The sequence below is a fragment of the Gracilibacillus pellucidus genome (assembly GCF_033949965.1).
GTDB lineage: Bacteria > Bacillota > Bacilli > Bacillales > Amphibacillaceae > Gracilibacillus > Gracilibacillus pellucidus.
Genome location: NZ_JAWZSR010000001.1, coordinates 170,850 through 185,452 on the forward strand (window position 1 = coordinate 170,850; position 14,603 = coordinate 185,452).

12 protein-coding genes are annotated in these 14,603 nt (G+C 35.1%); 9 read left to right on the plus strand and 3 right to left on the minus strand.

The window, feature by feature from the left end:
• Window positions 1-27: 27 nt before the first annotated feature.
• Window positions 28-1,335 carry a Na+/H+ antiporter NhaC family protein gene (locus SH601_RS00820; RefSeq protein WP_319956317.1) on the plus strand — a complete coding sequence of 436 codons (1,308 nt, stop codon included), beginning with the start codon at window positions 28-30 and terminating at the stop codon, window positions 1,333-1,335.
• Between the two features lie 12 nt (window positions 1,336-1,347).
• On the opposite strand, the gene SH601_RS00825 is transcribed toward SH601_RS00820, so the two are convergent.
• Window positions 1,348-2,178: a MerR family transcriptional regulator gene (locus SH601_RS00825; protein WP_319956318.1), complete on the minus strand. Its 831-nt coding sequence runs from the start codon at window positions 2,176-2,178 to the stop codon at window positions 1,348-1,350.
• A 96-nt stretch (window positions 2,179-2,274) separates the two neighbouring features.
• On the opposite strand from SH601_RS00825, the gene SH601_RS00830 reads away from it, so the two are divergent.
• On the plus strand, window positions 2,275-3,480 hold the full coding sequence (locus SH601_RS00830) for an MFS transporter (protein WP_319956319.1): 1,206 nt from the start codon (window positions 2,275-2,277) through the stop codon (window positions 3,478-3,480).
• Between the two features lie 53 nt (window positions 3,481-3,533).
• Here SH601_RS00830 and SH601_RS00835 read toward each other — a convergent pair whose 3' ends face one another.
• Together SH601_RS00835 and SH601_RS00840 are read right to left on the minus strand one after the other, a co-directional pair.
• A complete protein-coding gene (locus SH601_RS00835; RefSeq protein WP_319956320.1) occupies window positions 3,534-4,529 on the minus strand; it encodes an HAAS signaling domain-containing protein in 996 nt (331 codons plus the stop codon).
• A complete protein-coding gene (locus tag SH601_RS00840) occupies window positions 4,516-4,878 on the minus strand; it encodes a PadR family transcriptional regulator (RefSeq protein WP_319956321.1) in 363 nt (120 codons plus the stop codon). The genes SH601_RS00835 and SH601_RS00840 overlap by 14 nt, the downstream gene beginning before the upstream one ends.
• A gap of 324 nt (window positions 4,879-5,202) precedes the next feature.
• On the opposite strand from SH601_RS00840, the gene SH601_RS00845 reads away from it, so the two are divergent.
• From SH601_RS00845 to SH601_RS00875, 7 genes are all read left to right on the plus strand, one after another.
• A complete protein-coding gene (locus tag SH601_RS00845) occupies window positions 5,203-5,871 on the plus strand; it encodes a YesL family protein (RefSeq protein ID WP_319956322.1) in 669 nt (222 codons plus the stop codon).
• Window positions 5,861-6,802, plus strand: a complete 942-nt coding sequence (locus SH601_RS00850; protein ID WP_319956324.1) for a carbohydrate ABC transporter permease — start codon at window positions 5,861-5,863, stop codon at window positions 6,800-6,802. The genes SH601_RS00845 and SH601_RS00850 overlap by 11 nt, the downstream gene beginning before the upstream one ends.
• A gap of 16 nt (window positions 6,803-6,818) precedes the next feature.
• A complete protein-coding gene (locus SH601_RS00855; protein WP_319956325.1) occupies window positions 6,819-7,658 on the plus strand; it encodes a carbohydrate ABC transporter permease in 840 nt (279 codons plus the stop codon).
• Window positions 7,659-7,765: 107 nt separating this feature from the next.
• Window positions 7,766-9,169 (plus strand): ABC transporter substrate-binding protein, encoded by a 1,404-nt coding sequence (locus tag SH601_RS00860; RefSeq protein ID WP_319956326.1) that lies wholly within the window; start codon window positions 7,766-7,768, stop codon window positions 9,167-9,169.
• 96 nt (window positions 9,170-9,265) lie between these two features.
• The gene (locus tag SH601_RS00865; RefSeq protein ID WP_319956327.1) at window positions 9,266-11,086 is read left to right on the plus strand and encodes a sensor histidine kinase; all 1,821 of its coding nucleotides are present in this window, start codon (window positions 9,266-9,268) and stop codon (window positions 11,084-11,086) included.
• Window positions 11,064-12,668 (plus strand): response regulator transcription factor, encoded by a 1,605-nt coding sequence (locus SH601_RS00870; RefSeq protein WP_319956328.1) that lies wholly within the window; start codon window positions 11,064-11,066, stop codon window positions 12,666-12,668. Before SH601_RS00865 ends, SH601_RS00870 begins: the two co-directional genes overlap by 23 nt.
• On the plus strand, window positions 12,665-14,377 hold the full coding sequence (locus SH601_RS00875) for a heparinase II/III family protein (RefSeq protein ID WP_319956329.1): 1,713 nt from the start codon (window positions 12,665-12,667) through the stop codon (window positions 14,375-14,377). Before SH601_RS00870 ends, SH601_RS00875 begins: the two co-directional genes overlap by 4 nt.
• Window positions 14,378-14,603 lie beyond the last annotated feature (226 nt).

Sequence of the window (14,603 nt, forward strand, 5' to 3'; positions counted from 1 at the left end):
GAAATAGCAAAACGAGGAGGACAACTAGTGGAAAAACAATCAAAAGGTAATGCAGTAGCACTATTACCATTACTTGTTTTTATATTATTATTTATTGTATCGGGAATCGTTACGCATGATTTTTCCAGTATGCCAATTAATGTAGCGGTATTGATTGCTGCAGTAGTAGCGATTGCGATAAATCGAAAAGAAAAATTGTCGAAAAAGATAGAAGTGTTCACAAAAGGTGTAGGACACGAGAATATCATTTTAATGGTGATTATCTATATATTAGCAGGTGCTTTTTCAGAAGTAGCGGAAGGAATGGGAGCAGTTGATGCAACCGTAAATCTTGGTCTCTCTCTACTTCCTGCAAACTTGTTGATGGTAGGTTTGTTTATTATTGCTTGTTTTATTTCGCTTACAATGGGAACGTCAATGGGGACCGTTGTTGCACTTGCGCCGATTGGTATCGGAATTGCAGAACAAACAGATATTTCAATGGCTTTGGCGATGGCGACTATTATTGGTGGAGCGATGTTTGGTGATAACTTATCGATGATTTCGGATACAACGATTGCGGCAGCAAGGACACAAAATACAACGATGAGTGATAAGTTTAAAACCAATTTTTGGATAATACTTCCGGGTGCTATTATTACCATTATTATATTATGGGCCATTACACTTGGTAGTCATTTTACGGTTCAAGAAGATTATTCTTATCAAATTGTAAAAGTACTTCCATATCTTGCTGTTTTAATTGTAGCAATATTGGGAGTAAATGTACTAATCGTTTTAACTGGTGGCATTGTTTTTGCAGGAATTATTGGTTTATTAGATGGCTCTTTCACAGGAACAAGTTTAGTTCAAACAGCATCAGAAGGAATAATCAATATGCAAGATATTGCGATCATTGCTTTGTTAATTGGTGGTATTATAGGTATCATTCAGCATAACGGTGGAATTGATTACTTGTTACATGTTGTATCACGTCGAATCAAATCCAAAAAAGGTGCAGAGTTTGGAATTGCTGGACTTGTCAGTGCGGCAGATATTAGTACAGCTAATAATACGATTTCGATTATTATGACAGGTCCGCTAGCGAAAAATATTGCACAAGAATATCAAATAGACCCAAGGAAATCAGCTAGTATTCTTGATATTTTTGCAGCATGTTGGCAAGGGATTTTACCATATGGTGCGCAAATGCTTGCTGCTAGTGGGTTAGCTGCCATATCACCATTAAGCATCATACCGTATTCCTTCTATCCTATTTTATTAGGACTTAGTGGTATCATCGCCATTTTAATTGGCTTTCCACGATTTAAACAAAAAGCATCACAACAAGAGTAGGGCGCATTAGTCCTACTCTTTATTTTCCACGTGTATCATAATTTTCAGGACATACTCTTCTTCGCGATTTTTGACGGCAGCTTCATATACATATTCTTCTAAAATATATTCCCCGATCTCTAGATGCCTTCGATCCATTTCTTGCAAAAGTTTTTGGTAAGTTTGACCGACATGTTGGTATTCACCAATATGGTATCCAACTAAAAAATCTCCATCAACTGTTTGAAAAAAAGAATGATCTATTTTCGGTTCAAGTTGTTTGTTATATAAATAACTGTAATTAGTAAAATCCCCTTTTAGCGCATTTTCACGAGAAGTAATGGTACCAATCGGATAGCCTGTATCAAGATATGCATCAGATAATTCCACTAAAAAGTTATGGAATGCTTCTACAAATTCTTGATCTGATGCATTTTCAATATTGTTGCTTAAATAAAGGGTTTGTTTAGGTAGTCGTTCTACTCTAATTTGTTGAAAGTCTAGCTTCGTTGCTTCGTTTAACGACTGAATTTGTCCTTCTATCATGTTAACCTTCATTTCCAGTCGCCTTCGTTCTTCTAGTATCTTTTCTTGTTGTTCATACATGATCTTAAGCATTTTTTCTGGTGATTTATTTTGAGTGTATTGTTTTATTTCATCTAATGACATGCCTAAGTCTTTTAATAGGGCAATAACTGCGAATAACTCTAATTGATGAAATGAATAATAGCGGTATCCTTTTTCATTTTTTCGGATAGGTGACAAGATCCCGATTTGGTCATAATAAAAAAGAGTTTGTTTGTTCACTTTGCATAATTTAGCAAATTCTCCAGTTGTAAAATATTTTGTATTATTTTCAGTCATTTTTTATTCACTCCACTCTTGACTATATAGTTACTATATACCATAAGCTAATAAAGTGCAAAATGAATGTTAAGGATAAAAGAAGGAGAAATACAAATGAAAACATCTATTTTTAGAAATAGAACATATATGTTGTTGTTAGTTGCTGGTATTTTAGCAATAGTAGGTTTTAGTATGTTTTTAACGACAACGTCTTGGTATATTATCAACACGTTACAATCTCCTGGTATATTAGGAGTCGCATTGATTATTGCAACAGTTCCAAGGTTAATTTTAATTACATTTGGTGGAGTGCTAGCAGATAGATATAAAAAAACGACGATTATGTTTGGTACGAATTTGCTTCAGGCAATTGTATTGTTTTCAATTTATTGGTTTATTGCAAGCGATACGATGACCGTAGCATTATTGTTTGTGGCTGTTGGATTATTCGGAATGTTGGATGCTTTCTTTGGACCAGCAAGCTCTTCATTGATACCGAAAGTTGTAGATAAATCACAATTACAGCAAGCAAATGCCTATTTTCAAGGTGTAGACCAAATATCTTTTATTATTGGGCCAATCCTTGCTGGCGTAATGATGGAAATAAGTAATGTGCAAACCAGTTATCTGGTAGCGACGATTCTAGTGTTATTATCTGCTGTTTTTGTCTTTCCTCCGTTAATTAAGGAAGGACCAGTTGAGCAGAAGGAAAGTTTGAGTATATTAGAAGATTTTCGTGAAGGCTTCGCTTATTTAAAATCTTCTAAGTTTTTGTTAATTGGAATTTTTGTCTTGATTACACTGAATTTCTTTATCTTTGGTGGATTACAAATAGCGATGCCGCTGTTAGTTGAGTTACTTGGTGGAACACCAATCAATTTAAGTTATATGGAAGTTAGTTTAGGAGTAGGTATGGTACTAGGTACGATGATTATGAGCTTTGTGAAGATAAGGCGGAAAGGATTTACGTCATTAATGGGGCTTTTCGCTGCACTGTTGTTTTTTATTATCTTTAGTTTAGTAACAAATCTATGGTTTTTGACGTTGATGCTGTTATTTATTGGCTTTTCGATTGCTTTTGTATTTGTTCCATTCTTTACAGCAGCACAAGAAAATACCGATAACCGCATTATGGGGCGAGTAATGAGTATTATCTTTTTAGCGATGAATGGGTTTGATCCGATTGCTTATGGAGCGGTCAGTGCACTAGCATCAGCTGGTATTCCTATTCAAGTGATTTTATTCACTTCTGGAGTGATCGGACTAGTGATCGCGATACTGATTTGGATTAAAGGAAAATCTTTTGTTCGAGGGTATTAATAGGGAAGATAAAAGAAACAAAGAAAATCCAAAAAAGGACTTTCTTTGTTTCTTTATTTTCTATTCGCCTTAATCAATCCGTCAATCAATTCCCAAATCAACCCAATAATTAGTAGGAGGAAAATCCATAAGGTGGATTGATTCCAAATAGTGCTAAAGACGTTATATGCATCACTATTTTCGGTAAGTAACCCGATTTCTATTAGCTCCTGTAGAAAATGAGGATTCCAAAACGTATCTCGACTTACCATCACCATTATCGTAGCAACAGATAGCGCATTGATAATAGTTGTGAAGATAGCTAATCGATTGGTCCATTTACCATAGACAAATTTTAACGATTCTTTCGTAATTCCAAGTCCAACAATAAGGAGAAGGAAAAGTAATGATGTGTGATACGTTTCGTCATGGAAGAACGGTACGATACCAGTAAAACCATCATCGAATATCCAAATACCTAGATAATCTTGTGAAAAAACAAAAAGGATTAATAGTAAAAGCGAGAAGATAATCCCGATAATAGGTTCATAACGTTTGATCTGCTTTTTCTCGTCAGGAATGGGCGCTAAATCAGCCGGCTTCCACTCGGATTGCAGATCTTTTTCTTTAACTTTGCCAAAGTATTCAGCTAAGCCAAATCCTAATGTTGTCCAACCAATGACCTGTGGCAGTGCAATGACTATACCAACAATAAATTCAATGAAATGGTCTAAAATGTTAATAGGATTTAATATACTTTGTATAACGAAACTTAACGTGATACTCACAAATGTTACAGATAAGATAATCTTTAAAATAAGCATATAGGAATCAAATAGTTCTGGTCCAATTATATAGTTATTTGTTCCGCTATACTTGTGTGCTAATTTCCTTGGATCGCCTAGTTCCGTTAGTACAGCTTCTATATCATGATTGGTTATTTCTTTTTCTTGTACTCGCTCCTCTAACATATCTTCTATTAACCCCCGAAGTTCCTCAGCGATATCATCCCTTTGTGCTAGAGGTAGCTTCTGTGTGACAGCATAAATATACCGATCAATCATCTCCATTTTTTTCCCCTCCTTTAATGTCTATAACATTTCCTAAGTTTTGAACAATTTGTTGCCATTCAACGACTAACAAGTCATATACCTCTTTTCCGGTCTCACTTAATAAGTAATATTTTCGTGGTCTAGATTCATTTGTGTCCCACTTGCTATCAAGTAATCCTTGTTTTTCTAAACGCCTTAATAATGGATACAGTGTTCCTGGTTCGACATGAATCCCTTGTGCATCTAGGCTGGTTACAAGTGAATAGCCATATTGAGGTTCTGATAACTGGCTTAATACACCAATAGTAATTGTTCCGCGCCGCAATTCTTGCATTAATTTATCGATGTGTTCCTTTGTATTACTCATTTTATCAACTCCTGATTTTATCATACTGTACGTTGCACAATATTGTAAAGCGTATATTGTTAAAGGATAAAAAGATAACAATTTTGGAATGAAGAAACCCGGTGCGTCACTCATCGGATTAGATAGTGACGCCCTCCTTACCTTGGGTAAAAGTATGTATTCAAGTAGGAGCATTAATTGGACTTCTATTGTTCATACTTGAATCTCCATACTTTTACAATTCAAATTGAAAAAAGTCAAATATCTATCGGCCAAAGTAAAAATAGTGCTATTTTTACAAGTTTGAAAGCGTTTATAATTTGGATGAGGAAAGGAGGAGACCAGATGCAGTTTGATACATCAAGTGGTATATTCAAAATTTGTGAGTGGCTATATCGTCTTGCATTGCTAAATATATTAGCTATAGTGTTTACCTTATTAGGGGGGGGGGTACTCGGTGTTTTCCCGGCAATCACTGCTATGTTCGCGTTAAATAATAAGTGGATTCAAGCGGAAGAGTTCCCTGTCATCAAAGAATTTTGGCAAGCATATAAGAAACACTTCGTGCAAAGTAATGTACTTGGAGGTCTTATACTAGTCACGACGATAGCCTTATATATTGATTTTGCACTTGTCCAGAACTTTAGTGGAATGCTATATTATGTAATTCTTAGCAGTAGTACAACAGTATTAGTGTTGAGTGTTATTGTTCTATTGTATGTCTTTAGTTTCATGATTACATTTCCTGACAGAGGATTGATGAAACAAATAAGAAGGGCGATACAGATGAGTACACTATTTCCGTTGCAAACGATTTGGATGGGGCTGTCATTAGTTAGTTTCCTTTTTATTTGTTGGGTGATACCAGGCTTTTCATTCTTGTTTTTGGGAAGTGGTTTAACGTTTATCGCCACTTATTTTAGCCACTTTGCTCTGAAAAGATTAGACAAACATAACATGCAGCAATTCCACAAGACAAATTTAGAAGAAAGAGGTGTCCTATATGGCGAGTAATTCAGTTTCGACAACGGAGAAACCACAACAATCGAGAAAAACAAGAAAATCAAAAATCGAAAAAAGTGAAAATCTTGTTGGGTTATTCTTTGTTTCACCAATGTTAATAGGAATATCTGTTATTGTTCTATTTCCGATTGTCGCCACATTTATTTTGGCATTTGCAGATTGGAAGTTTGTCACCGGGATCGATCAGTTAAAGTGGATTGGATTTGATAATTTTGTAGCTTTAGTAAATGATGAGAAATTTATCAAATCGGTTATCAATAATGCTATCTTTATATTCACTGTACCAATTACAATGCTATGCGCGCTTTTTTTTGCCATTATTATTGATAAGAATGTTTATTTGAAAAGTTATTTTAAGGTAGCCTTCTTTATGCCATACATCTCTAGTGTAGTTGCAATTGCTGTTGTATGGCAAGTGCTTTTTCATCCATCTCAAGGGCCGATTAACCAAGTATTAATGACCCTCGGAATGGAGAATCCGCCAACTTGGATTTCTGATCCTAATTTTGCCCTTATTTCGTTAATGATTATTCATATTTGGATTTCGATCGGATTTAGTCTGATTGTCTATATTGCAGGGTTACAGTCGATACCAAAAGAATTGTATGAAGCTGCTGATATCGATGGCGCCAATAGCTGGTACAAATTTAGAAATATAACATTTCCTTTAATATCGCCAACATCATTCTTCTTGTTAATTACGGGTATCATTGCTTCTTTTAAAGTATTTGATTTAATTGCTGTACTAACAGAAGGTGGACCGCTAAATTCGACGACAATGCTTGTATGGCATTTATATGAAAGAGCGTTTCTTGATTTAGATGTTGGTTACGCTTCTGCGATTGCTGTTGTATTGTTTCTGTTTGTATTTTCAATCACGATTATCCAATGGATTGGACAGAAGAAGTGGGTGAATTATTAAAAAAGGATGTGTTTGGATGCAAAAGCAAACAAAGTGGAATGCTAAAAAAATAATCAGTACGATCATTTTATTCTTTTGTAGTATAGCCTTCTTATTACCGTTTATATGGATGTTATCAACGTCATTAAAAATTGAAGCAGATGTTTTTAAATATCCAATAGAATGGATTCCGTCAAGATGGAATGCCGTAAATAACTATCAGGAAGTCTGGTTTGGAGATCATCCATTTTATTTATATTACTGGAATTCGATTAAAGTAGCTGTCTGTACTACCTTTGTGTCGGTCGTTGTGTCGTCTTTAGCTGCATATGGTTTTTCAAAGGTAAGATTTCGTGCAGCATCATGGTTATTTATTATTGTATTGGCAACATATATGGTGCCACCACAAGCAAGTTTGGTGCCTCAATTTATTTTGTATCGTTATTTAGGGATGTTTGATACACATATTGGTTTAATCTTATTAGGTAGCTTCAGTGTGTTAGGAACCTTTATGCTTCGTCAGTTTTTTATCGGTATTCATCATGACTTTATCGATGCAGCAAAAATTGATGGTGCAGGACATTGGCGAATTTTTTGGCGAATCGCTTTGCCAATCGTAAAACCAGCAGTCGCGACATATGCTATTCTCCGTTTTATCTGGACGTGGAATGATTACCAAAATCCATTAATCTTCTTACGTACTGATGCATTGTATACGATTCAATTAGCGATGCAAAAATTTACAACCATTAATGGTAGTTTTTATACTTTAATTATGGCAGCAGCCGTATCAGCTATTTTACCACTCTTAATTGTCTTTATCTTAGGACAAAAACATGTCATTGATGGTATTGCTTTAGGAGGTGTGAAAGGCTAAAGTAAAAAAAGTGTTGTCAAAAGTAAAAATAGTGCTATGTATGTGTGAAGATGTTTTGGTAGCATTAATATTGTAAGGGTTTACAAAAAGGCGTAGGGGGTATAAAAATGAAAAGTAAGTTATTGCTCTTTTTATTAAGTATAACATTATTCCTCGGCATTTTAGCAGCTTGCAGTAGTAGTGATGACGAACCAGCTACAAGTTCTGACACAGATGAAGATAATACTGAACAACAAGAAAGTGATAAGGAAGATGAGGAAGCGAGTTCTGATGAACCAGTGAAAATTATGTTTCACACACATGGAAATGAAGCATCTTATAACTGGTCAGAAACGATTCCAGCATTTGAAGAAGAATATCCGAATATTGAAGTAGAATTAGTTATATTAAGTGAAAAAGGGGATACAAATGAAGCATTGCAGAAATTAGACCTTGCAGCATCATCTGGTGAACAATTAGATGTATTGATGTTTAGTGATCCTGCTTCTTATGCTCAACGGGTTGATTTAGGTATGGTTGCACCGATTGATGAATTTATTGAAGAAGAAGGGTATGACGTAACAGAGGAGTATAAAGTAAATACACAATTGGATGACCAATATTATGCTCTTCCAGGCAAATTTAATCCTTGGTATGTACTGGTCAATCAAGATCATTTAGATGAAGCAGGCTTAGAAATGCCTACAGATTGGACTTGGGATGAATTTGCTGACTATGCCAATCAACTAACAACCGATGATCACTATGGAACCTTCTTCCATGGTCCGCAAAACGGTGGCTGGATGGAATATTTAAAATTAGCTCTCGCAAGTAAACCTGAAGAAACAGAATTACTAAAGGCAGATGGAAGTTCTAACTTTGAGGACCCAATGTTTAAGAAGACATTAGAGCTTCGCTGGCAAATGGAGAAAGAAGATCAATCTGCTACACCATATACCGATATTATGTCCCAACAACTACATTATCGTGATACCTTCTTTAACCAAGATGCCAGCCTTGTTACAATCGGAAGCTGGATGAATACAGAACTTGGTGGTACAGATCAATTTCCACTAGATTTTAATGTGGGGATAGCACCATATCCGAAAAATAATGCAGATGACGATGGCGGTTATACCCCGGTTACGACAGATTATATGGCAGTTGCTTCTAATTCGGAACATAAGGAAGCAGCTTACGAGTTTATTCGTTGGTATACAACGGAAGGTCAAATTGTTCAGGGGAAAAATATCCCTTCTTGGAATGGTGTAGGTGACGAAGAATTAGAAAACATTGTCGATCTTATATTAGATGATACGAATAATCCGGAAAAAGTAGATAAAGAAGCGCTTATTTCCGTATTGCAAAACTCCAAAGCATCTAAACTAATTCCACCAGCTCCATATCAGGCAGAAATTTATCAGATGGCAAATGATGAATACGAGAAATTAATTTATGAAGAACAAAATATTGAAGAAACGATTAATGCCATGCATGAGCAAGCACAAGATATTATGGAGAATAATCAATAGTAAAGGTTGAATTGGTTGTATTAAAGCGTTTACAATTCATATAAGGGACGTTAATTCCGTTGTCCCCTGACATTCTTGTAATAGAGGAGGATGACTATGTGGACTGAATTCCGGAGATTAACGTCTCCTTCTTTTCGTTCTAAGGTTTTTCTCGCATCTTTTATTTGTATAGGAATCCCGGTATTAATGACATTATTGATATATAGTTATTTAACAAGGGATGCTGTGGAAGAACAAGCGATGATGAATGCGACAAAAGAGCTAGATTTGATTGAAGAAAATGTATCAAGAGTAATGGATGATGTGATGAATGCTTCTAATTTCGTTCAAATTGATTCTGAATTAAATACGATATTGAAAAATAAATCTAACATGACATTAGATGAGATAGATGCTCAAAGCTATAAGGATTATTTAGAAGACCGTCAAGTGCGGAAAACAATTGAAAATATTACGTTGTTAGGAGAAAAATCGTATGTAACGATTTTATTGAAAAATGGCCAATACTATACTAATTATTCAACAGGTCAATTTGATCCGCTTTCGTTTTATCAACAGCAATGGTTAAAGGAATTGGACGATTTTAATGGCTTTGAGTCTTACTGGTCTGGTGTAGAACCGACTATGTTGACATATGAACGTATTCAGAATCCATATCAACTTTCTGTTGCAAGAACATTACGTGATAGCAATAAAGGGATTTACGGCTATGTAATTGTGACGTTACTTGAAACAAAAATCCGTCATATTTTGCAAAATCAAAATCGGTTGGAAGAAATTATGTTGGTAGATAGTGATGATCAAATTTTATCACATAAAGACCCGGCGATGATTGGTCAAAAAGCTGCGATGTTAACAGATATTCATTTGATAGAAAACTCACAGGTCGTGGAATCGAATGATCAAAAGTATGTCGTTACGAACAAAGATTTAACTTTTAATGACTGGAAGCTAGTTTCTATTATTCCATATAAAGTAGCTACTTCTAATATTAATGCTATTTTTTCGAAAGTATTTCTATTCTTAGCTATTTCTTTTGCCATATTTTTTATCCTATTAGCATATTTAATGAACAGAATCACTAAACCGTTACGGCATTTGGATAGAGTGGTGGAAAAAGTACAAAAAGGCGATTTAACGGTGAGAGCAACTGTTGATTCCACAGATGAAATTGGGCAGTTTTCACAATCATTCAATCATATGCTTGATCAGGTAAATGGAATGATTGAGGAAGTTAACCAAACACATAAAAGAAAAAGAAAAGCGGAACTAGCAATGCTTCAAGCACAGATTAACCCACATTTTTTATTTAATGTACTGAATTCTATAAGGATGAAAGTTTATACATTTGGTGATAAAGAAAGTGCTGGTATGATTCAGTCACTTTCTACATTATTACGATGGACTATTGATCATAAGGAAGATCAAATCACCTTATTTGATGAAATCAAATTAATGCAGGATTATGTTTATCTCATGAATATGCGGCAAAAAAATAAGGTAGTGTTAGAAGTAGTTGTTGCATCAGAGGCTGAGCAACAATTAGTGCCAAGGTTTTTACTACAACCACTAATTGAAAATGCTATCATTCATGGACTTAATCAGGGACCAGGTGTCATAAAGATCGAAGCAAATGTGAAAGAAAAAGTATTATATATTCATATACATGATAATGGAGAAGGAATAAGTGAAAAGCAATTGGCTCAGTTAAATCAATCACTATGTTCATCAAAAGTGGCTAAGCGTTCTAATAAAGGGTTTTCTAGCATTGGCTTGACGAATGTTTATGAGCGGTTACAGCTTTCCTATCAAATAAAACCTGAAATGAAGATAGACAGTAAACTACATGTTGGTACAACGATAATGATCAAGATTCCTTTAGGTGGTGAAGGTAATGTACAAAGTCATGTTAGTTGATGATGATTATCCGACAGTTGAATTTTTAGCTAAAGAAATCAATTGGGGAAAATTAGGTTTGGAACTGTTGAGCACGCATGAGAATGGGTTACAAGCTTATCACTTTGCGAAAAAGAAAATGCCAGATATATTAATCACCGATATAGGTATGCCTAAAATGAACGGGCTCGAGCTTATTAAAGCGTTAAAAAAACGAAGGCCAAATTTACAAGTAGCACTTATTTCTTGCCATAATGAATTCTCCTATGCACAACAAGCAATTAAATTAGGGGTGAAGGATTATCTATTAAAGGAATCATTAAATCCAGAAGATATGGAGGAAGTTCTAATCACCTCAAAGAAAAGATTGGAGAATGATAGCTTGCAAGTAGTAGAGGTAAAGCAACTGCGTCATAAAGTAAAAATGAATATAGATATGGAAAATCAACAGCTATTGGGCCAGCTTGTTCAAGGGTCATCAAATAAAATATTAGAAAACTTTGATGCGAGTGCATCATATATTCCCGTGTATTTTTTGGTGAATGACTATTATCAAATGAAGAAAAACTATCACTCTGACGATACCTTACAATTTGCAATTTATAATGTGATGAAAGAAGTAATTGAAAGGACGTTTCCAAACAATGTTTTAATTGTTCATTATAAACAAAACAAGGGATTTCTTTTTTATCCTCATCAATTATCCATTAAATATGATAGTTTCGGATCGTTACGTGATTTACTACAAGAATTACAACAGGCTTTGAATCATTATTTGATGATTCAGGTCAGTTTCTTGATTGGTGACAAGTGTACTGTTCCCGCCATAAAGCAAGAAATAATAACGTTATTAAACAGTGAACAACAAATGTTTTTCACTCCTAATAATTCGATTGTTCCGTTAGAAGTCACTTCTTCGAATGATAGACAAGAGATTTTTCACTATTATCAGGATGCGGCAAATGATTTGAAAAAAGCATTGTTTCAAGGAGATATTTTAGTATTTAAGAAAAAATTGTCTGCATGGATAGATATTTGCCTATCGAAGCAATATTCACCCAAAATTGTGAAAGAAGGATTTCTAAAAATCATAGTAGATGTAAACATGCAATTACGGACGATTCCCTATTTTCAATCTGGATATCGTGTGGAATCTATACAAGAAGAAGTGTTTCAACTAGATACGATCTATGAAATGAAAGGCTGGCTAATAAACTATATGGAGAAATGGTTACACGAGACCAGTAAGCGATTAAAAGATCATTATCATAAAGATGTAGTGAATGCATGTTATTATGTGGCAGAAAATATGGAGAAAAAACTTTCTTTAGACGAAGTAGCAGCATATTTATATTTGAATGCTAGTTATTTTAGTCGACTGTTTAAAAAAGAAATGCAGATTACATTCGTTGAATATGTGAAACAAAGAAAGATAGATCGTGCTAAAGAACTGCTGGAAGTCAGCGATGATTCAGTTGGACAAATATGTGAACAGCTTGGGTATGATAATCAAAGCTATTTTATCAAAATTTTTAAAAAGCAAGTTGGGTGTACACCACTTGAATATCGAGGTCGTATATGGAACGGAGTAAAAGTAAAATGATAAACAATGGGAGCAAAAACATTATTAGTCAATTGAAACAGGACGTAGAACGATTTCTCCATACCGCTCATGGAAAGTTAGATTTTAAAACTTACAGAGAATTTATGGTTACTGGTAATCGCAAGAACTATGAGTCGGTGTATTTCTATCGGCGGAAAAAATTAACGACATTTGGTTTATTAGCTTTTCTTTATCCAGGAGACCAACAGTATATCGAAGCATTAGAAAACGAAATATGGCATGTATGTAATGAATTCACTTGGTGCTTACCTGCACACATCGATACTAGTTTGGAAGAACAAGACTATCAGACGTATAAACAAACCAATCAGTTGTTATTTACAGTTGACCTTTTTGCTGCGGAGACAGCATTTACTTTAGCGGAACTTGTCCATCTTTTTCACAATCAATTAGACGATTTTCTTGTCGAGAAAGTAAAAATAGAAATAGACCGCCGCGTTTTTGAGCCATTTTTAGAACGCTCTTTTCATTGGGAAAAGGCAACACATAATTGGGCATCAGTTTGTGCAGGGTCAATCGGAGTGGCTGCCTTCTATTTATTAGAAGGAGACGGGCGACAAGAAGAGATAATTAATAGAGTTATGCACACGTTGGATTATTATTTGCAAGGATTTGAAGAAGATGGAGCTTGTACAGAAGGTTATAGCTATTGGCAATATGGATTTGGTTACTTTGTCTATTTTGCGGATCTTTTACAACGATATCGACAGATTGACTTATTCGGTAAGGAAAAAGTGAGAGCGGTTGCTTTATTTCAGCAAAAAGTTTTCTTGGCAAATCACTATGTCGTTCATTTCTCTGATGCGGAACCGACAGCAGAACCGATGCTTGGCTTTACTCATTTTTTGCATAAGAAATTCCCTGAAGTACATGTACCACGAGAGAGCATGAGGAAGACGAATATTGTTGACGATTGTGGAAGGTGGGCGCCAGCGATTCGTGAATTATGGTGGTATGATGAACGATTAAAAGGAAGTGAATGGCCAAATGAGGACCATTTGATGGAACATTCCTCTATTTATTTATCTCGTATGGATGCATATGCCTTTGCGGCAAAAGCTGGTCACAATGATGAGCCACATAATCACAATGATATTGGCCAGTTTATCCTTTATGGAAGAGGGGATGTGTTTTTACGTGATTTAGGATCTGGTGAGTACCATAAAGATTATTTTAACGATAAAAGGTACCAATTTGTCTGTAATAGTGCTGAAGGTCATTCCATCCCTGTCATCAATGGTCTATATCAACGAGAAGGTGCCCATTTTTTCGGCACAATGAAAAAACATCATGAAAGTAATACCCATGAGAGCATAAAATTAGATATAAGTAGTGCATATGAAGAGCCATTAAGATTTTTCCGTCAGTTCGATTGGTATAAATCAGATAAGCCGCAGCTAATAGTTACGGATTGTTTTACATTTGACGAGCAACCTTCTTCTTTGACGGAATCATTTATTGCCGACGATTTTCCATATGATATACAGGATCAGACGATTTATTTAAAAGGGAAAAAAGAAACGCTACAAATCTCATATGAGCAAACGAAAGTCATACCTAACGTGAAGAGGAAAAGTTTTCGTAATCATCAAGGTGAACAAGAATATTATCTACATATTTTATTTGACGCAATAGATCTAGAAAAAAACATGACGATTCGATTTGCGTTTAATTTCCTAGGAGGGTGATCATGAAACGAAACCAATTACAAACAAAACAAGATGTAGAAAGGTTGTTACTAGATACATAGTCTTTAAATAAGGGAAGGCATCTATTAGTTCACGCTTTTTATGGAGATCCAATACAAAGGAAGGATGAAAAACCGAGAATGGAAGGAGATAGGATTTATTTAGAAGGGAGGGAGTGGAGCTTGAGGGAACTATTGGATGAAAGGGGCTAGTTTTACTTGTAGGG